This window comes from Sphingobium fontiphilum (assembly GCF_014196635.1).
Taxonomy (GTDB): Bacteria; Pseudomonadota; Alphaproteobacteria; order Sphingomonadales; family Sphingomonadaceae; genus Sphingobium; species Sphingobium fontiphilum.
Genome location: NZ_JACIEB010000005.1, coordinates 234,768 through 251,763 on the forward strand (window position 1 = coordinate 234,768; position 16,996 = coordinate 251,763).

At 64.3% G+C, this 16,996-nt stretch carries 18 protein-coding genes and 1 pseudogene; 16 read left to right on the forward strand and 3 right to left on the reverse strand.

What is annotated here, in order from left to right; all coding sequences use genetic code 11:
* Positions 1–17: 17 nt before the first annotated feature.
* Positions 18–1,169: a protein kinase family protein gene (locus tag GGR44_RS11965; RefSeq protein WP_183955814.1), complete on the reverse strand. Its 1,152-nt coding sequence runs from the start codon at positions 1,167–1,169 to the stop codon at positions 18–20.
* Between the two features lie 306 nt (positions 1,170–1,475).
* Here GGR44_RS11965 and GGR44_RS11970 point away from each other — a divergent pair, with 306 nt between their 5' ends.
* Genes GGR44_RS11970 through GGR44_RS11985 form a run of 4 tightly spaced genes read left to right on the forward strand, consistent with a single transcriptional unit; the run spans position 1,476 to position 4,130 of the window.
* The gene (locus GGR44_RS11970; RefSeq protein ID WP_183955815.1) at positions 1,476–1,916 is read left to right on the forward strand and encodes a limonene-1,2-epoxide hydrolase family protein; all 441 of its coding nucleotides are present in this window, start codon (positions 1,476–1,478) and stop codon (positions 1,914–1,916) included.
* Between the two features lie 29 nt (positions 1,917–1,945).
* Positions 1,946–2,353 carry a carboxymuconolactone decarboxylase family protein gene (locus GGR44_RS11975; RefSeq protein ID WP_183955816.1) on the forward strand — a complete coding sequence of 136 codons (408 nt, stop codon included), beginning with the start codon at positions 1,946–1,948 and terminating at the stop codon, positions 2,351–2,353.
* Positions 2,354–2,391: 38 nt separating this feature from the next.
* On the forward strand, positions 2,392–3,273 hold the full coding sequence (locus GGR44_RS11980) for an AraC family transcriptional regulator (RefSeq protein WP_183955817.1): 882 nt from the start codon (positions 2,392–2,394) through the stop codon (positions 3,271–3,273).
* Between the two features lie 56 nt (positions 3,274–3,329).
* Positions 3,330–4,130, forward strand: coding sequence for an SDR family NAD(P)-dependent oxidoreductase (locus GGR44_RS11985; RefSeq protein WP_183955818.1), 801 nt, complete (start codon positions 3,330–3,332; stop codon positions 4,128–4,130).
* Here GGR44_RS11985 and GGR44_RS11990 read toward each other — a convergent pair.
* The gene (locus GGR44_RS11990) at positions 4,127–5,134 is read right to left on the reverse strand and encodes an NADP-dependent oxidoreductase (RefSeq protein WP_183955819.1); all 1,008 of its coding nucleotides are present in this window, start codon (positions 5,132–5,134) and stop codon (positions 4,127–4,129) included. The genes GGR44_RS11985 and GGR44_RS11990 overlap by 4 nt on opposite strands.
* Before the next feature lie 14 nt (positions 5,135–5,148).
* Positions 5,149–6,807, reverse strand: coding sequence for an FAD-dependent oxidoreductase (locus GGR44_RS11995; RefSeq protein ID WP_183955820.1), 1,659 nt, complete (start codon positions 6,805–6,807; stop codon positions 5,149–5,151).
* Positions 6,808–6,970: 163 nt separating this feature from the next.
* Between GGR44_RS11995 and GGR44_RS12000 the strand changes: the two genes are divergently transcribed.
* The 12 genes and pseudogenes from GGR44_RS12000 to GGR44_RS16955 all read left to right on the forward strand — a co-directional run bounded on the left by GGR44_RS12000 (position 6,971) and on the right by GGR44_RS16955 (position 16,930).
* On the forward strand, positions 6,971–7,369 hold the full coding sequence (locus GGR44_RS12000) for a nuclear transport factor 2 family protein (protein WP_183955821.1): 399 nt from the start codon (positions 6,971–6,973) through the stop codon (positions 7,367–7,369).
* A gap of 144 nt (positions 7,370–7,513) precedes the next feature.
* Positions 7,514–8,593, forward strand: coding sequence for a TIGR03857 family LLM class F420-dependent oxidoreductase (locus tag GGR44_RS12005; protein WP_183955822.1), 1,080 nt, complete (start codon positions 7,514–7,516; stop codon positions 8,591–8,593).
* A gap of 144 nt (positions 8,594–8,737) precedes the next feature.
* The gene (locus GGR44_RS12010; protein WP_183955823.1) at positions 8,738–9,946 is read left to right on the forward strand and encodes a sulfotransferase family protein; all 1,209 of its coding nucleotides are present in this window, start codon (positions 8,738–8,740) and stop codon (positions 9,944–9,946) included.
* Positions 9,947–9,951: 5 nt separating this feature from the next.
* Positions 9,952–10,728, forward strand: coding sequence for an SDR family NAD(P)-dependent oxidoreductase (locus GGR44_RS12015; RefSeq protein WP_183955824.1), 777 nt, complete (start codon positions 9,952–9,954; stop codon positions 10,726–10,728).
* Positions 10,725–11,990 carry a hypothetical protein gene (locus tag GGR44_RS12020; protein WP_183955825.1) on the forward strand — a complete coding sequence of 422 codons (1,266 nt, stop codon included), beginning with the start codon at positions 10,725–10,727 and terminating at the stop codon, positions 11,988–11,990. The genes GGR44_RS12015 and GGR44_RS12020 overlap by 4 nt, the downstream gene beginning before the upstream one ends.
* Before the next feature lie 35 nt (positions 11,991–12,025).
* Positions 12,026–12,565, forward strand: coding sequence for a VOC family protein (locus tag GGR44_RS12025; RefSeq protein WP_183955826.1), 540 nt, complete (start codon positions 12,026–12,028; stop codon positions 12,563–12,565).
* Between the two features lie 72 nt (positions 12,566–12,637).
* Entirely contained in the window at positions 12,638–13,465 is an 828-nt protein-coding gene (locus GGR44_RS12030) for an NAD(P)-dependent oxidoreductase (protein WP_281374236.1), read from the forward strand.
* Between the two features lie 37 nt (positions 13,466–13,502).
* Positions 13,503–13,928: a nuclear transport factor 2 family protein gene (locus tag GGR44_RS12035; protein WP_183955828.1), complete on the forward strand. Its 426-nt coding sequence runs from the start codon at positions 13,503–13,505 to the stop codon at positions 13,926–13,928.
* Positions 13,929–13,993: 65 nt separating this feature from the next.
* Positions 13,994–14,998, forward strand: a complete 1,005-nt coding sequence (locus GGR44_RS12040) for a class I SAM-dependent methyltransferase (RefSeq protein WP_246344584.1) — start codon at positions 13,994–13,996, stop codon at positions 14,996–14,998.
* A gap of 82 nt (positions 14,999–15,080) precedes the next feature.
* Positions 15,081–16,304, forward strand: a complete 1,224-nt coding sequence (locus GGR44_RS12045; protein WP_183955829.1) for a cytochrome P450 — start codon at positions 15,081–15,083, stop codon at positions 16,302–16,304.
* Positions 16,305–16,499: 195 nt separating this feature from the next.
* Positions 16,500–16,787 (forward strand): annotated as a pseudogene (locus GGR44_RS12050) (acyl-CoA dehydrogenase family protein); the annotation flags it as partial.
* A 5-nt stretch (positions 16,788–16,792) separates the two neighbouring features.
* The gene (locus GGR44_RS16955; RefSeq protein ID WP_343052333.1) at positions 16,793–16,930 is read left to right on the forward strand and encodes a formate dehydrogenase accessory sulfurtransferase FdhD; all 138 of its coding nucleotides are present in this window, start codon (positions 16,793–16,795) and stop codon (positions 16,928–16,930) included.
* Positions 16,931–16,996: the final 66 nt, after the last annotated feature.

Consider the following 16,996-nt stretch of genomic DNA (forward strand, 5'->3'; position numbering starts at 1 on the left):
CGCACCGGCCGGGGCGCTTATTCGCCCAGCAGCAGCTTCCAGCTGCCCAGGTCTTCGCCGGCGGCAAAGAAGCGTTCGTTCATCGGCAGGCCGTTCTGGCCCCAATAGTCCATGTTCGCCACCCACGCCTGGATGCCATACATCACCCAGCGCGGGATCTGTTCGTTCCAGATCGTGTCGAGGTCGATCACGTTGGTCGCGCCTTCCTTGATCAGGCAATCGCGGTAGTGCGCGATCAGATCCCTGTGGTGGTGGCGGCGTTCCTCGACCGTCAGCGAACCGACGGTGAAATAGGTCAGGTCGCGCCACGGACGGCCGCGACGGCCAAGCTGCCAGTCCAGCCACAGGCGTTCGCCCGATGGCAGGATATAGGTGTTGCCCTGGTGGCAATCGCCCAGGATCACGCAGTACGGCGCTTCGAACGCACGTTCGTACTCGGTCAGCTTGTCGAACGCCCGCTCCACGCGGCGCGGATCGTCCAGATAATGTTTCGGCGCGATCGCGCAGAAGTTCGGATCCTTAAGGTTTTCGTTGATCCAGTGCCACATGATGCGCACCTGATCGTGGTCGACCGGGACGTTCATCGAGGTTGGCAGCCATGGCGCCGCTTCGGGGGTGATAAGCGGGCTGTCCCATAGACCGCCGTGCAGCTTGGCCAGGTCGGCCAGCGCGCTGGCAACGCCGTCGATACCGCAGTGCTGCGTGCTGTGGCCGAACTTGCCGCCGCGGTCGATCAGGTCTTCGAGCACGACCACGCCCCGGCCCGAACCGTCATCGTCCCAGTCGGAGTAGTAGCATTTTGCGGTCTGCGCGGTGAGGTTGTCGGTGAGAAAGTGATAAAAGCGGGCTTCGAGCGCATGAATGTCGACATCGTCGAACATGCCCGACCAGTTCGCCTTCACACACAGGTTGCGCGGCAGGCCGGCGGCCTTCCCAGCCTCGTTCCAGTCCACCGCGACTCGCAGCTTGGTGGTGTGGCTGTCGAACAGTTGCACCACCTCCAGCTTTTCCGCGACCACGCCGGGATACTTGTTGGCCATCAGCGAACCCAGCCATTGCGCGTCGGGCGTGAACCGACCGGCAGGCAGCAATTCCGTGCGGCCAGGGTAGGGGCGGGGCACCATGTTCGGGTCCACCATGCGCGTTTTCGTGGCTGCTTCCTGTGTCATCCGATCAATTCCTCTCTGTGCCGGGCCGCAAACGGTCCGTTATGTTTCATTGCCTGCAACCGCAACGGCTGCTGCGGCGCGACAGGTGGAGCGACGCGCGCCGTGGGCGTCCATCCGGCGCCGGGTTTTGCGGCGGCCTTGCCTGTTGCCGTCTGTTTCTGGCCGCAATGGCGCGATTGGACCCTGCCAACAGGAAGGTGTGATGCAATCGCCACTCTGTCCAAATCTTACCGCCAGTCAAAAAAGTCTGGCGGAAAATGCCGGGGCGAAAGCCACAACGGCGCCTGAGAGAGGACGGACCGAGCAATGTCGAACAGCAAGGAAGCAGCAGTGAGGAAGTTCCTGGCGCTTTTTCACACAGCAAAGCTCGATCTTGAAAAGATTCGCGCCGCGCTTGCACCCGATGCGCGCTGGCAGGCGGTCGTGCCGCTGGCCGATGTGGTCTACGGCGCCGATGCCATCTGTGCGGAAGCGGAACGCCAGTACCGCATCTACAAGGATTGCGATTGCGAACTGCTCAACATCGCCAGTTCCGGCGACACCGTCTTTACCGAACGGGTTGACCGTGTTCGCCTGCTTGATGGCGGTAAGGAAATCATCACTAACGTCGCCGGTATTTTCACCGTCGACGATCAGGACCGCATCGTGTTCTGGCGCGAATATTGGGACATGCTCGATATTGCGGGCCAGATCGGCATTTCGGGCGAAGCGATGCGCGAACTCATGGACACCAAGGTTGACGTCTGAAAGCAACCGGATTGCAGGAGAATAATCGCGTGACCAATAACGAAGATGCCTGGCAGCAGGGTCTTGAAACCGTCGATGCCGTGTATGGCGAAGGCTATTCGGCGATGATGGAGCCGTTCAAGGACCACCGCTTCAACCGGGAAATCGTCACCAACCAGTTCCGCAACCTGTGGGCCGACCCGGCCTTCACCATCCGCGAAAAGCGTCTAATGGTGCTGGGGCTGACGACGTTGCTGGGCCGCGCCGACCTGATCGAAACGCAGATGACCGGCGGGCTGCTCAACGACGAGTTCACCGAGGAGCAACTGGAGTTCATGCCCCATTTCCTGCTGTTCTATGCAGGCGCCGGGAACACCACAGCGCTGTTCCGCGGGATCGAGGCGGCCAAGGCTAACGTCAAGGCCAAGAAGGCTGCGGCGGCGGGCGGGGATCGTTGATCATGCCGGCGTCGGGGACCGGAGGAGTGGGATCAAGCATGCCAATCCGGCCCGAAAGCGACTGGTCGGACCTCAATAGCGACTTCGTGGCGGATTTTGCAATCCTAGCGCGGTTCGCCGCCCACGACCTGACCCTGGATGTCAGGACGTACGACTGGGTCCGTCCGACCGCGGGGCAACTGCTTCCCCGGCGCCACTATCTCGATATCTCGCTTGACGGGGCGATGCGGCGCAGCGTCCTGCGTTCGGAACGCTGGGCCGAACCCCAATATTCGGGCAGCGTGCTGTACCTCCCGCCGAACGCCCTATACTGGGGCCAGCCCGCGCTCGAACGGCGCAAGCTGCTGTGCATGTCGTTTGGCGATGCCTTCCTTGAAAATGTCTTCGAGGATACCAACCCTTTGCATCACGCCATTCCCCAGGCCGATATCCAGAATGGCGCGCTGCGCCGTCATCTTCTGGCGATGGCCGGGGAACTGGCCGCGCCCGGCTTTGCCGCCGGGCCGTTGCTCGAAGCCATGGCCATCGCCGCGACGGTCGAGCTGGCGCGCTGGTCGCAACTGATCGAAGACCCGGCAACCGGCACGGTCCTGCCGCACCAGGCGCGGCGGATCGAGGAATGTATCCGCGAGAACCTGTCCAGCGCGCTGAGCATTTCGGACATCGGTCGCGCTTGCGGGATGAGCACGCGCAACGTGGCGCGGGTGTTCAAGCAGGCCACCGGGGTCAGCATCGGCGATTTCATCGCACGCTGCCGGATCGACCTTGCCAAGGATATGCTGGCATCGGACGAATTGCGGATCAAGGAAGTAAGCTGGCGCTGCGGATTTCGCAGTTCGTCGGCGTTTTCCGCGGCATTCCGGGCCGCAACGGGGATGACCCCGCGCGATTACCGCATGCGGCGGGGCATGCTGCAATAACCTGCCGACGCGCGTTGATGCGGCCGGGAAACCTTCACTATCGGGAATATGATGAAATGAGCAGATTGGCAGGCAAGGTAGCGATCGTTACCGGGGGTGGCGGCGGCATCGGTTCGGCGGTTGCGCGGCGGCTCGTGGCCGAAGGGGCGCGGGTTGCCGTGGCCGACATTTTTGAGGAATCGGCCCGCCGCGCCGCCGAACCGCTGGGCGATGCCGCCATCGCCGTGGCTTTCGACGCGGCCAGCGCGGATTCGGTCAAGGCTCTGGTGGACCAGACCGTGGCCCATTTCGGCAAGCTCGACATCCTGCACAACAACGCGGCGATGACCGATCCCGCCAAGTCGGCGCAGGATACGACAGCCACTGACATCCCGCTGGGAATCTGGCAGGAAATCCTAGACGTCAACCTGACCGGCTACCTGCTGGGATGCCGCTATGCCATTCCGCACATGATCGCCAATGGCGGCGGGTCGATCGTCAACACGGCGTCCAATTCGGGCACCGCCGGGGATCTGGCGCGCATCGCCTATGGGTCCACCAAAGGCGCGATCATCACGCTGACGCGCTATGTCGCCACGCAGCACGGCGCCCAGAACATCCGATGCAACAGCATTGCGCCGGGCGTCGTGCTGACCGAGGCGCTGGACAAGACGGTGCCGGGCCTGAAGGACATCATCAAGCGCCATATCCTGACGCCGGAGTTTGGCACGCCCGATGATATCGCCGCGCTGGTCGCGTTTCTGGCCTCGGACGAATCCCGCTACATCACGGGCGAGAACATCTCTATCTCCGGCGGAGGGCTGATTCATCAGCCGCACTACGCCGATCTCAAGGCTTTCATGGAAGGCGCCGGTTAAACCAGCCGGACGATCCGCTTGCCCCGGTTCTCCCCCCGATACAGTCCGGCCAGAGCATCGGGGCAGGCTTCGATCCCTTCGAGCACGTCTTCCTGGAAGGCAAGGCGCCCTTCCGCGATCCAGCCGCGCAGGGTTGCCACGGCTTCGTCCAGCCGGTCCATGTGATCGAACAGCACGAAGCCCTCCATTCGCGCGCGCTTGACCAGCAGATGCCGTTCCACCCGCGGGCCGGTCGGCCATGGATCCCAGCGATCGTAGGACGCGGTGCCGCAGACGACCACGCGCGCCTTGAGCGCCAGATGCGGCATGACCGCGTCGGAGATCGCGCCAGCGGTGTTGTCGAAATAGATGTTGATCCCGTCCGGGCACAGATCGGCCAGCCGCGCGCCGACATCTTCGGTACGGTAATCGATCGCCGCCTCGAACCCGAAAAGCTCGGTACAGTCGCGGACCTTGGCAGGGCTACCGGCGATGCCGATGGTGCGGCAGCCGTGGATGCGCGCAATCTGGCCCACCGCCGATCCGACCGCACCCGCGGCGGTCGATACGACTACGGTCTGTCCGGCGCGCGGTTCGGCAATCGTCGTCAGCGCGAGCAGCGCCGTCGTGCCGTTCAGGCCAAGAATGCCCAGCGCCATCCGGGCTTCTTCGCGCGTTGTGCGCTGCACGATGCGGTCCGGACCAACAGCGGCATAGTCCTGCCAGCCGAACCAGCCGGTCACATATTCGCCAACGGCAAAATCCGGATTTTCCGAGGCGACGATTTCGCCCGAACACAAGCTGCGCATCACCTCGCCGATGCCGACGAGGGTTGAATAGTTGCCGGTGTCGGCCGTCCATCCCCGCATGGCCGGGTCCACCGACAGATAGTGGTTGCGCACCAGGATCTGGCCAGAGGCGATGGTCGGCAGGGCGGCCTCGACGATGGCGAAATCGTCCGCCTGCGCCACGCCTGCCGGCCGGTTGGCCAGCACGACGCAGCGGTTGGCGGTGGGTTTTGTCATCGCAAGATCCGGACCTAAGCGGCGATGCTGCGCGCCGCGATATAGCCCAACGTCATGGCCGGGCCGACATTGCAGCCATGCGCCGGGGCATTGCCACGCCACAGCGAGTTGGCGTCGAGCCCCGCAGCATAAAGGCGGGGAATAACCTTGCCCGCAGAATCGAGCACGCGTGCTTCGCCGTCGATGTGCAGGCCCACCGTGGTCGATCCATCGCCGGGGAAGATCTGCACCGCATAAAACGGCGCCTTTTCGATCGGTCCGAGGCAGGCGTTGGGGGTGTGGCGCGGATCGCCCAGATCGCGGTCGAGCGAACTGTCGCCCTTGCTGAATTCAGGATCCTTGCCGGTCACCGCATAGCCGTTCATCGCGGCCACGGTGCTGGCAAGCCCTGCGGCATCGACGCCCATCTTGTCGGCCAATTCGGCCAGCGTCGCGCCTTCGAGCAGGTAGCCCGCGGCCACCAGCTTTTTGATCGCGCCGCCGCCGGGCAGGGACAGGCCAAGGCCATATTTCTTGACGAAGGCCGAATCCGCCACCAGCCACGCGGGCACCGCGCCGGATTTGTGCATGTATTCGACAAAGATGTTCGAGGCTTCGTTGCCGAACCGATTGCCCGCCTTGTCCACCGCGATGCATCCCGGCTTGGCCATGTCGATCAGGTGGGCATAGATCGCCTTCGTCCCGTCCGGGCGGATCATCGTGGAAACCACCGACCACACCCCGTTGGCGACGTTTTCACCGTCGATGATCCCGCCGGCTTCCAGCCCCATGTTCATGCCATCGCCGGTGTTGCACCCGGCCATGATCGAGATGTGCTGGTCGGGGTAAGGCATGTAAGCGCGGCGAAGCTGTTCGTTGGCGGAAAAGCCGCCGGTGGCCAGGACCACGCCCTTGCGCGCCTTCAGTTCCATCGGTTTGCCATCGCGTTCGACGCGGATGCCGGTGATGCCGTCCGGCCCGCTGATCAGCCCCGTCACGCCGGTGTTGCGCCAGAGTGTGACGCCTGCATCGTGCGCGGAACGCAGCAGACGCGCGGCCAGCGCGTTGCCCATGGTGATGCGCGATCCGCGCTTGCGGCCCATCATCTTGTCCAGCGCGTATTGTCCAACGATCTTCATCATGTAGAACAGCGACTTGGGCGACGATTTCATCGCGTCGAGGTGCGGCAGGTCGGGCAGGTCGACCATGAAGCCGACCGGAGCGTTGAACTCGCTGCGCGGCAGGCGAAGCTGGTCGGCATAGCCGTTCAGTTTCTGCGTGCGGTATTCCAGCGGGCGCAGCAGGCGGCCATCCTTGCTGGCGCCTTCCAGTTCGGGATGCCAGTCGGGCGAATGGTCGGCCAGGGCAAAGGCCACTTCGGTCTGGTCTTCAAGGAAGCGGACCATTTCCGGCCCGGCCTGCAGATAGGCGTCGACCGCCGGGCCGTTGATCTTTTCGCCCACCAGCGCGCCGATGTACTTGCGCGCCGCGCCTGCCGGCTCGGGAATGCCTGCGGCAAGCTGGTGGTGGTTGCCGGGAATCCAGATGCCGCCGCCGGAAATCGCGGTTGTCCCGCCGAAAACGTCGGTCTTTTCGACGACGAGCACGGTCAGCCCCTTGCGCGCCGCGGTAACCGCAGCCGTCAGCCCGGCGGCGCCCGATCCGATAACGATCGCGTCCCATTCGTCAGTCATCAATTCCCTCCCGGCAGGGCGCAGTGGCCCTGATATGTCGGCGTGCAATCTATCGCTGCAATATCCGCCCGTACCTACCGCAAGAAAGGGGGTAAACGGCCGATCTTGCGGATGATTGCCGCAGGGCCTGCGCGAAGGGGCCGAATGGACGGAGAGCGGAAGAATGGGCACTATCACCAGCGACGACCGGATTGCCATTGGCGAACTGTTTGCGCGCTACTGTCACAGCGTCGATCATGCCGACACCGCGGGCTGGACCGCCCTGTTCACGCCTGACGGGGTGTTCGAGGTTGCCGGGGCCATGCGTCTTGAAGGCCATGAGCAAGTCGGCATGATGCCCTCGGTTGTCACCCAGCAGGGCGGCGGCAAATGGCGCCACCAGATCACCAGCATCGCCGTCGATCCCGGCGCGCAAACCGATCTGGCCCAGGTCACTGCCTATGGTCTGGTCACCGACTGGGGCAACGAGGGCAAGCCCATGACCTTTTCCGATTATGCCATTACGCTGCGGCGTGTGGACGGCCAGTGGCGCATCCAGACCCTGCTGGCGACTCCGGCCTGACAGCCGGGGCTGGCCGGGCAGGCGCGCCGCCGCAAAGGGCGCGCGTGCCCGGGAGGGAATGTTGCGCCAAACCCTGCCAAAGGACAGGCGGCTTTGCACAAGGCGTCTCGCACGGGATCTTGGATTGAAAAAGGGTGATCTGTAATGACATTGACCGAGCCGGGCGCACAGGCGCTTTTTGACAAGTTTGGGACCTACATCCTCCCTGGCCGGGTAAGCGATCCGCGCCGCGGCATTGACGAAGCCATCGAGGCAGAGCGCATCGGTCTTGGCTGCGTGTGGATTTCGGAACGCTTCGCGCTGAAGGAGCCCGCTGTTCTGGCAGGGGCGGTGGCGCAGGCGACCTCGAAGATTCGCATCACCGGCACCTTCTATGCCACGATGCGCCATCCCATCGTCACTGCCAGCACCGCCAACCTGATGCAGGCGCTGTCGGGCGACCGGTTCCGCGTGATGTTTGCGCGGGCCGTTCCGGCCTACATGAAGATGCTCGGATCGCCGCCGATCACGATGGACCGGCTCGCCGATACGATCTCGATCATGAAACGCCTGTGGGAGGGCGAAACGGTCAACTACGAGGGCATCATGGGCAATTTCCCGATGCTCAAGCTGACCGACAAGTACGATGGGCCGCAGCCGCCGATCATCTTCACCGCAATCGGGCCGAAATCGCTGGAGTTTGCGGGTGCCCATTGCGACGGCGTGCTGCTGCACCCGTTCGTATCGCCGCAGGGCGTGCGCAACAGCGCGCGGATCGTGCGCGAGGCTGCGGAAAAGGCCGGGCGCGATCCGATGGCGGTGCGCATCTACCACAACATCATTGTTGCCCCCGATCTGCCCAAGGACGAAGAGGATGCCGTGGTTCGCGGCCGCGCGATCACCTATTTCGAACTGCCAGGCTTTGGCGATCTGATCGTCGAGATCAACGAATGGGACAAATCGGTGCTGGACCAGATTCGCGCCCATCCCAAGATCGCCAGCCTCAACGGCAAGCCTGCTGATCAGGCGTACACCCGCCAGGAACTCGTCGATGTCGGCCAGATCCTGCCACAGCAGTGGATCGATGAAGGCGCGGCGGTGGGCACCGCGGCGCAGTGCGCTGACCAGCTCATGGCCTATCTTGATGCCGGGGCGGATGAAATCCTGCTCCACGGCGCTGCGCCCAAGGACATGGGGCCGCTGACCTCGGAACTGAAGCGCGCGCTGGCCGCCAAGGGGCTTTGACCCGGCCGGCTACGGACAGGGCCGGTTGCTTTCCGGGGTGACCGGCCCTTTCGCCCGGCAGGTGGCACATCTGTCCGCCTAGCGGACACAGCAACAGCGCACGGTCCCGCGAGTGGACCGGCGCCTGGGACAGGGATTGACCAAATGGTGCATGCCGCAGCAACCGACGCAACCGTTCCGCTCGACCCCGCGGCCCTGATCGCGGATGCGCAGGCGCAGACCGGCTATACCGATTTCGGCCCGGACCTGAGCTTCATGACCGGGTTTCACGAACTGGTGCAGGCGGTCGAGGCGATGGACCCGCCGCCGCAATTGCGCGCCACCGCGCGCGCCAACATTACCAAGATCCTGGCGATGCGCCTGCGCATGGCGGAAGATGATCGCAACCATCCCGAAATTGCCGCGCAGGACGTGGGATCGCCGCTGATCGTGTGCGGGTTGCCGCGCACCGGCACGACCATCACCTATGATCTGCTGTGTCTTGATCCGGCCGCCCGCGCGCCCACCGAATGGGAGTGGTACATTCCCTGGCCCGCCCCGGAAAAGGCCACCTTCGACACCGATCCGCGCATTGCGCAGGTGCAGGCGATCTATGAAAACTGGCTGGCCCACGCCCCGCAGTTGCGCGACATTCAGCGCATGGACTGCACCCAGCCAGGCGAATGCAACCACGGCATGATGATGCATTTCGCCAGCACCAATTTCCCCGCCGAACTGGGCGTGCCCGATTTCGCAAAATGGCTGCTGAGCACGGTGGCCGAAGGGCAGTATCGCACGCACAAGCGGCTGCTCCAGCAGTTCCAGTGGAAGGGGCCGCAGGGGCGCTGGACGCTGAAATCGCCGCAGCACCTGTTCGATCTGCCAGGGCTGGTCGAAGCCTATCCCGGTGCGATGCTGGTGTGGACCCACCGTGATCCGGTGCTGACCTTTTCATCGCTGTCGAGCATGATCGCCGCGTTTCTTGCGGCGGTGGGTGCGGACAAGGATATCAAGGCCGTGGGCCGCAGCGTGTTCGAGACGTGGAGCGAGGGGCTTGAACGTGGCCTCAAGGCCCGCGATGCGCGCCCTGACATTGGCGGGCGGATCATCGATCTTGGCCATGGCGAAGTCGTGGCCGATCCGATGGGCGCGATCCGCCGCATCTACGACCGTTTCGATCTGCCGTTCACCGCCGAGCACCAGGCGCGCATCACGGGCTTCCTGGAACAGAACACCGCCGCCAAGCGGCTGGGGCGGCACAAGCACAGCGCCGAACAGTTCGGCATCGACCCGGACGAAGTGCGCGAACGTCTTGCGCCATACTACGCCCGGTTCGAGCACCTGCTGGCGCCCGCAACCCGCAACGAAGGGTAATTCCCATGAGCGTACTCGACCGATTCCGGCTTGATGGCCGCACAGCAATCCTCACCGGGGTCGGCCCCGGCGTCGGTGAACATGTGGCCAAGGCCTATGCCGAACTCGGCGCCAATGTGGTCATTTCCGCGCGCAGCCAGGACCGGCTGGATCGCATTGCCGCCGAAATCAACGCGCTGGGCGGTGGTCGGGCGCGGGCGGTCGCGGTGGACGCGGCAAGCAAGGACGATCTGCGCGAGCTGGTCGATACCGCGCACGACGCCTTCGGGCCGATCCACATCGTGTTCAACAATGCCGCCGCCGGGGTGGTCTACGCCAAGGACGGCGGCCTGTGGGCCAACACGGACGCCGTGTGGCAAACGGCCATGGACGTCAATGTGATGGCGACATGGCGGCTGGCGGAACTGACCGAGACCGACATGAAAGCCCACGGCAAGGGGTCGATCATTTCGGTGCAGAGCTGTGGCGGCTTTACCCCCATTCCGCCCGCTGTCGCATACGGCGTGAGCAAGGCCGCGCTGCTGTTCCTGGTCCGCGAACTGGCCAAGACCCAGGCCCCGCACACCCGCGTCAATTGCCTGTGTGTCGGCTCGATGAGCCCGGATGGGCAGGAAGCGGAGATCCACCGCGGCCTGGGGCTGGCCGAACGCAATGCGATCAAGCGGTTCGGCGCGGCGGACGAAGCGGTAGGCGCGGCGATCCTGCTGGCCAGCGATGCGTCGAGCTATACCACCGGCAGCACGATCTTCACCGAAGGCGGGCGCGTGGGGACGATCTCGTGAGCGCCAACCCGCTCTGGACAGCCGATCAGGCAGAAGCCGAACGGCTTTCGCTGCGCCTGATCGAACGCGCCGACGTGCGCGCCGCGCGCGAAGCAGCCCGTATCGCCATGCGCGCCGATCCGCTGGCCGCCACGCTCGACGGCATTGCCGGGCTGGACCGTGCGCTGGACCAATGGGTGCTGGGCCTCGCCATGCGCGAGGCGAACGGCGATCCGGCCGACCCCAAAGTGGTGTGGAACATCAGCAACGCGCCGCGCAACTGGTACGGCCATGTCTATCAGGGCGCGGCGGTCGCCATCGACAACCCGGACAATTTCAACCGTGAAATCCCGGTCGATGGCGATGGCGACTATGAAATCACCATCCGCTTCTCCGCCGATCCGCCGCAGTTCAGTGTGGTGCTGGAGGTGGAGCCGGACCACCACGCCGGGCTGGGCCGCAACCTTGGCGCGTTTACGTTGCAGGACTTGCGCGATCCGGCGCACCCGACCGATCCGGTGATCGTGACAGTGGGTCCGGGCGAGGGCGGGCCGCGCCATCTGCGCACCGAGCCGGGCAAGCTGCATCAGGTCTATACCCGCGACAGCCAGCGCGACTGGAATCAGCTTCCTGCCGAAGTGTCTGTCCGGCGGCTCGATCCTCCCGCCGCGCACCGCGCGCGCAGCGAAGATGAAATTGCCGCCAAGGTCATTGCCGATATGCCGGCGTGGGTCCATTTCTGGAGCCATTTCAAGGATGATTTCCTTGGCCTGCCCGAACCCAACCGGCTGGTGGGACCGAACGGGCGCGATGGCGGCTGGGGCTATCTGGCGGGCGGACGCTTCCGGCTGGCCGATGGCGAGGCGCTGCTGGTCACGCTCGATCCGGCAGGCAGCTATTATTCCGGGTTCCAGATTGCCGACCCATGGACCATCTCGCCCGATCCGATGGTGCGGCTGGTCAGCCTCAACAGCACCCAAGTCGCCCCGAGCGCCGATGGCACGCAAAGCTATGTGCTGAGCGCGGTCGATCCCGGCATAGCCAACTGGATCGACACGACCAACCTCGCCGAAGGCTGGATGCTGACCCGCTGGCAAGGGGTTCCGCCAACCGCCGATCCCGCCACCTTCATCCGCACGGTGCAGGTCTTCGATCTGGCCGATGTTGATGCCGTGGTGCCCGCGCAGGTGCCACGCATCGACATTGCGGGGCGTCGCCGCCAGTTGACGCAACGTGCGCGCGACCACGGCACGCGCACCCGCGCCGCGCAGTGGCGGCCCTGACGCGCCATCACTACCGCCAGCATAAGGAAACGCCGATGCAACCGACCGGATCCGTTCTTGAACTTTGCCAGGTCGTGGCCGATCTTGGCCCGGCGCTGGATCACTGGACCGGCACAATCGGGGCGGGGCCGTTCTTCGTGTTCGATGTGCCGGTTCTGCCCGGACAACTCTATCGCGGCAATCCCACCCAGGTGGCGATGAAAGTGGCGTTCGGCTTTTCCGGCGGATTGCTGATCGAATTGCTGCAGCAGACCAACGACGGCCCATCAGTGTTCCGCGAGATGCTGGAGGAAAGCGGACATGGCTATCACCATGTCATGCTGCGCGGCCCGTACGACGCCAATTTCACGCGGCTTTCCGCCAGGGGCCATGCGGTGGCATTCAGCGGGCAGATGCCTTCGGGCGAACGGTTCTGCCTTTTCGATACCCGCAGCGCCGATGGTGCGTTCATCGAACTGATGGAAATCTCTCCGGCGATGGAAGAATCGATGGCGCGGATGCACCGCGCGCATCTGGCGTGGGACGGGGTGACCGATCCGGTGCGCGGGCTGGACCGGTTGGCCGAATATGCCTGATCGCCGGTGCTGCGTCGTGCGTCGACCTGACGTGCGATAGGCGTCCTGGGCCGTCGTCTGACGCAAGCGGTGATGCGTACAGCGCGCATTGGGCGCAAGAGAGGACAGACGATGAAGGTTGCATGGATTGGACTGGGCCAGATGGGCCTGCCCACGGCAAAGGCAGTGGCTGCTGGCGGACATCAGGTGCGCGCGTATGACGTAAAGCCCCCGGCCGAGCAGGACGCGCAGGGGCTGGTGCTGGTCGGTTCGCCGCGCGAAGCCGCGCAGGATGCCGATCTGGTCTGTCTGGCGGTGTTTTCGGACGATCAGGTGGCCGATGTGCTGACCGGCCCGGAAGGCGTGCTAGACCTGCTCAAGCCCGGCGCGACCGTGGCGGTGTTCACCACCGGCAGCATCGAATCGATTCAGGCGATTGCCGCCGGCGTGCCCGCGGGCATCGCCATCCTCGATACCTGTTTCAGCCGCATGCAATCGGAAATGGCATCGGGCAAGCTGACGTTGCTGGTCGGCGGTGATGCCGATGCGATCGAGCGCAACCGCCCGGTCTTCGATACCTTTGCCCGCGCGATCTTCCACGTCGGCGCCAGCGGCGCCGGGCGGGCGATCAAGCTGGTCAACAACATCCTGTTTGCCGGCCACATCCAGCTTGCCTGTGATGCGTTGCGCCTTGCCGAAGGGCTGGGGCTTGAACGTTCGTCCACCGCGGCTGCGCTGATCCAGTGCAGCGGCGCCAGCGACGTCATGGCGCGCTTTGTCGATGAAGACCCGGCAGGCATGCTCGAAACCGTTCGCCGCTACATGGTCAAGGACGTCAGCGCGGCAATGGATGCGGGCGACAAGGCTGGTGTCGATCTTGGCGCTCTGGCTGCAGCGACCGCAACCTATATCGCCAAATAAGCACGCGGACGCGCCTGCACTGCCGAGGAGGAATGCCGTGACCACATTTGCCGAAGGCCAGGATGCCCAGGCGCTGGCGGACCGCAACCGCGATCTTGTCATCACCCTGATGCAGGCGCTGGACAAATGCGATCTTGCAACGATCCGGACGATCCTTGCCCCGGACGTGGCGTGGTACGTTTCGGGCGTGGGCATGCTCGATCTCGAAACGCTGTTGACGCAGATGCAGCAGATGCTGGGCATGGCCACGGTGGCGAAGACCACCATTGTCGCCACGACCGCCGAAGGGGAAAGGGTTGCCGTGGAATCGCGCGGCAACTTCGAGTTTCCCGATGGGCGCGCCTATCGCAACCACTACCACCACCTGTTCACCGTGCGTGACGGGCGCGTGGTGGGGGTGCGCGAATACCTCGACCTGCAGGAGACCGAACGCGTGTTCGGCGCAATGGGCGACGGCGCTTGAGCCACGACGCGCCAGCGCCGACGGCGGCAATGCAGGGCGGTGGGTTCTATAACCGCAACTCCGCCTTGCAGGCTGCCAACCTCGGCTCTGCTCTGCCATTGTTCTTGGCGGCGGCGGCGGAATACCCGGTTGCGGCCGCGTCTCCCACGCCTTTCGGGATTGCGGACTATGGCGCGTCGCAAGGGCGCAATTCGATGATCCCGATGGCGGCGGCCATTGACACGCTGCGACCCCGGATCGGGCCGGATCGCCCGATCGTGATCAGCCATGTCGATCTGCCGTCAAACGATTTCACCTCGTTGTTCACCGTTCTGGACGAAGACCCCGCCAGCTATCTGGCCGGGCGCGCCAACGTCTATCCCATGGCAATCGGCCGTTCGCACTTCAGCGAAGTGTTGCCGGTGCACAGTATCGATCTGGGCTGGACCTCCAATGCGCTTCACTGGATGAGCCGCAATCCCTGTGCGGTGCCCGACCACGGCTGGGGCGTGTTCAGCGCCGACCCGGCGGTGCGTGCCGCGATCGACGCGCAGCTTGATGCCGATTGGGTGGCGTTCCTGCACGCACGGGCGCGCGAGATGCGCCCCGGTGGGCGTCTGGTCTGCCAGTTCATGGGGCGCGGGCCGGATTCGCACGGCTTTGAATGGATGGCGAACGCGTTCTGGCAAAGCTGGGTCGACACCGCCGATGCAGGCCTGCTCAGCCAGGGCGAACTGGAGCGGATCAGCGCCCCTTCGGCCGGGCGGTCCGCCGCCCAGATCGAAGCGCCATTCCGCGATGGTCGCGTGACCGGGCTGCGTCTGGCCGATCTGGCCACGGTGCAGGCGCCCGACCCTTATTGGGATGCCTATCGCAACAGCGGCGATGCGGTGCAGCTTGGCCGGGTCTGGGCCGACATGATGCGCGCGGCCAACGGCCCCAGCTTCGCGGCCGCGCTTGATCCGGGGCGCGATCGTGGCACAGTGCTCGATGCCGTGACCGAAGCGCTTGCCGCAAGGATCGCCGCCGATCCGCAGCAGAACCGTTCGTTCAATGTCATCGTCGTGATCGAAGCCAGTGGCGCGGCGTAACGGGTGGCGGGGCGTCGCAGGCGGGCATCCCGATGCGCGTTGCAGCCCCGCTTAGGCTAAAAAGCACAAGGGAGAAGATAAGATGGCAGTCGCCTTTCCTGAACCGGTCATTCCCGATCACGTGCCATCCGAACTGGTGCGCCCGTTCCCGTTCGTCTTCGGCACCACGACCGATGTCGATCCGTTCAACGCGCTGGCAGATTCAGTGCATGAAGGCCCGGAACTGATCTATGCGCCCCATGCCTATCCCGGCGGGACGCCCGCTTGGGTTCCGCGCCGCATGGAAGATATGCGCGCGATCTATCTTGATACCGATCATTATTCGACGCAGGATTTTTCGCCCTTTTCCAAACTGACCGGCGGTACCTGGATCAATTCGCCGGTAGAGCTTGATCCCCCTGCGCACGGCCCGTTCCGGCAGATGGTCAACCCCGCCTTCACGCCCAAGGCGATGGCCGCGCTGGAAGACAAGATCCGGGAATATGCGGTTGGTTATATCGACGGATTCGCTGCGCGCGGATCGTGCGAGTTCATGGCCGATTTCGCGTTCGAGTTCCCCATCAAGGTGTTCATGGAGTTGATGGGCCTGCCGCACGATCGTGTGGCGGAGTTCATGGACTGGGAAATGAACCTCCTGCACAACCATGATCTGTCCAAGATCGCGGACGCCACGAACAAGGTCGTAGCCTATCTCGGCAGCGAGATCGACGATCGCCGCGCCAATCCCCGTAACGACCTCATCAGCTTTGGCGTCACCTCTACAATCGAAGGCCGCCCGCTGACGCAGGACGAATTGCTCGGCTTCATGTTCAACCTGTTCATCGGCGGGCTGGATACCGTGTCGACCAACATGGGCCTGCAGTTCTGGCACCTGGCGACACACCCTGAAGACCAAGCTGCGCTGCGCGCCAATCCGGCGGACATTCCCCACGCGATCGACGAACTGATGCGGGCCTATGGGGCGGTCACGACATTCCGCACCTGCAAGAAGGAAACGACCATTCGCGGGCAGAAGATCATGCCGGGCGACAAGGTGTGCATGTCCACCACGCTGGCGGGGCGCGATCCAGCGGAGTTCGACAATCCCGGCGCCGTCGATTTTGCCCGCCGCCCCCGCCATGTCGGCTTCGGCTTCGGCATCCACACCTGCGTCGGCATGCATCTGGCGCGCCGTGAACTGCGCATTGCGATGGAGGAGTTTCTCGCCCGCATTCCGCCGTTCACCTTGCAGCCGGGCCATGTCGTGACCTGTCATCTCGGCATGATCCAGCCGGTCGCCCTGCCGCTGGTGTGGACGCCGCGATAACCGCCCGCGCTGTTCTTGCTGCACAATCGAAGGGGGGACACAGGGCGGGGATCGCCCGTTTGTCCGGGGTGGCGCGCGCCTGCCCTGAAGAGCACTATCGTGCCTGTCGATATATGGGTTGGAGAGGGTTGGTCGCGGCCAGAGCCAAGCAGGAGATAAGCAGTCCTATGAATTTTTTAGCTTACCGAAGATCAACAGGCGTTCAAGGACATCGCGCGTCGCTGGGTGGAGGCTGAATGCCCCAGGGACTGGATGCGCCAGCTCGAAGCCGACGAGGAAAACTATCCCTATCCGTTTTGGGACAAGCTGAGGGAGCAGGGTTTCTTCGGCATCGGCATCCCGGAAGAGTGGGGCGGTCTTGGCGGGGACCTGGTCATGCAGATGATCTCCGCGCGCGAGTTCGCGCGTACCGCCAACGGCCTATTGTGGACCTGGGGCCTGACTTCGTTGGGCGTCGCCAAGATGTGGACTTATGCAGTTTAGAACTGGTGCAGAAGCCCGTCATCGCGGGCGTGCCGCTGCTTGCCACGCTGTCTGCCGCATCGACGCTGGCGGTGGAACAGGCCCGCGCCCATGGCCTGCGCCTGATAAGCCTGGCGCGCTCGGACAGCCTGCTGGAATCCTGAACCTGCGCTCTGCGCGCCATGGTGTGCAACAGCATACCAATCCGTCGATAGGTTTGGTGCGGCACC

Bases quoted from the DNA above. Each gene is read 5' to 3' on its own strand.
- GGR44_RS11995 (WP_183955820.1), bottom strand. From the start codon at position 6,807: ATGACTGACGAATGGGACGCGATCGTTATCGGATCGGGCGCCGCCGGG.
- GGR44_RS12045 (WP_183955829.1), top strand. From the start codon at position 15,081: ATGGCAGTCGCCTTTCCTGAACCGGTCATTCCCGATCACGTGCCATCC.
- GGR44_RS12010 (WP_183955823.1), top strand. From the start codon at position 8,738: ATGGTGCATGCCGCAGCAACCGACGCAACCGTTCCGCTCGACCCCGCG.
- GGR44_RS12000 (WP_183955821.1), top strand. From the start codon at position 6,971: ATGGGCACTATCACCAGCGACGACCGGATTGCCATTGGCGAACTGTTT.
- GGR44_RS11980 (WP_183955817.1), top strand. From the start codon at position 2,392: ATGCCAATCCGGCCCGAAAGCGACTGGTCGGACCTCAATAGCGACTTC.
- GGR44_RS12005 (WP_183955822.1), top strand. From the start codon at position 7,514: ATGACATTGACCGAGCCGGGCGCACAGGCGCTTTTTGACAAGTTTGGG.
- GGR44_RS12015 (WP_183955824.1), top strand. From the start codon at position 9,952: ATGAGCGTACTCGACCGATTCCGGCTTGATGGCCGCACAGCAATCCTC.
- GGR44_RS12030 (WP_281374236.1), top strand. From the start codon at position 12,638: ATGCGTACAGCGCGCATTGGGCGCAAGAGAGGACAGACGATGAAGGTT.
- GGR44_RS11970 (WP_183955815.1), top strand. From the start codon at position 1,476: ATGTCGAACAGCAAGGAAGCAGCAGTGAGGAAGTTCCTGGCGCTTTTT.
- GGR44_RS11990 (WP_183955819.1), bottom strand. From the start codon at position 5,134: ATGACAAAACCCACCGCCAACCGCTGCGTCGTGCTGGCCAACCGGCCG.
- GGR44_RS12025 (WP_183955826.1), top strand. From the start codon at position 12,026: ATGCAACCGACCGGATCCGTTCTTGAACTTTGCCAGGTCGTGGCCGAT.
- GGR44_RS11965 (WP_183955814.1), bottom strand. From the start codon at position 1,169: ATGACACAGGAAGCAGCCACGAAAACGCGCATGGTGGACCCGAACATG.
- GGR44_RS11985 (WP_183955818.1), top strand. From the start codon at position 3,330: ATGAGCAGATTGGCAGGCAAGGTAGCGATCGTTACCGGGGGTGGCGGC.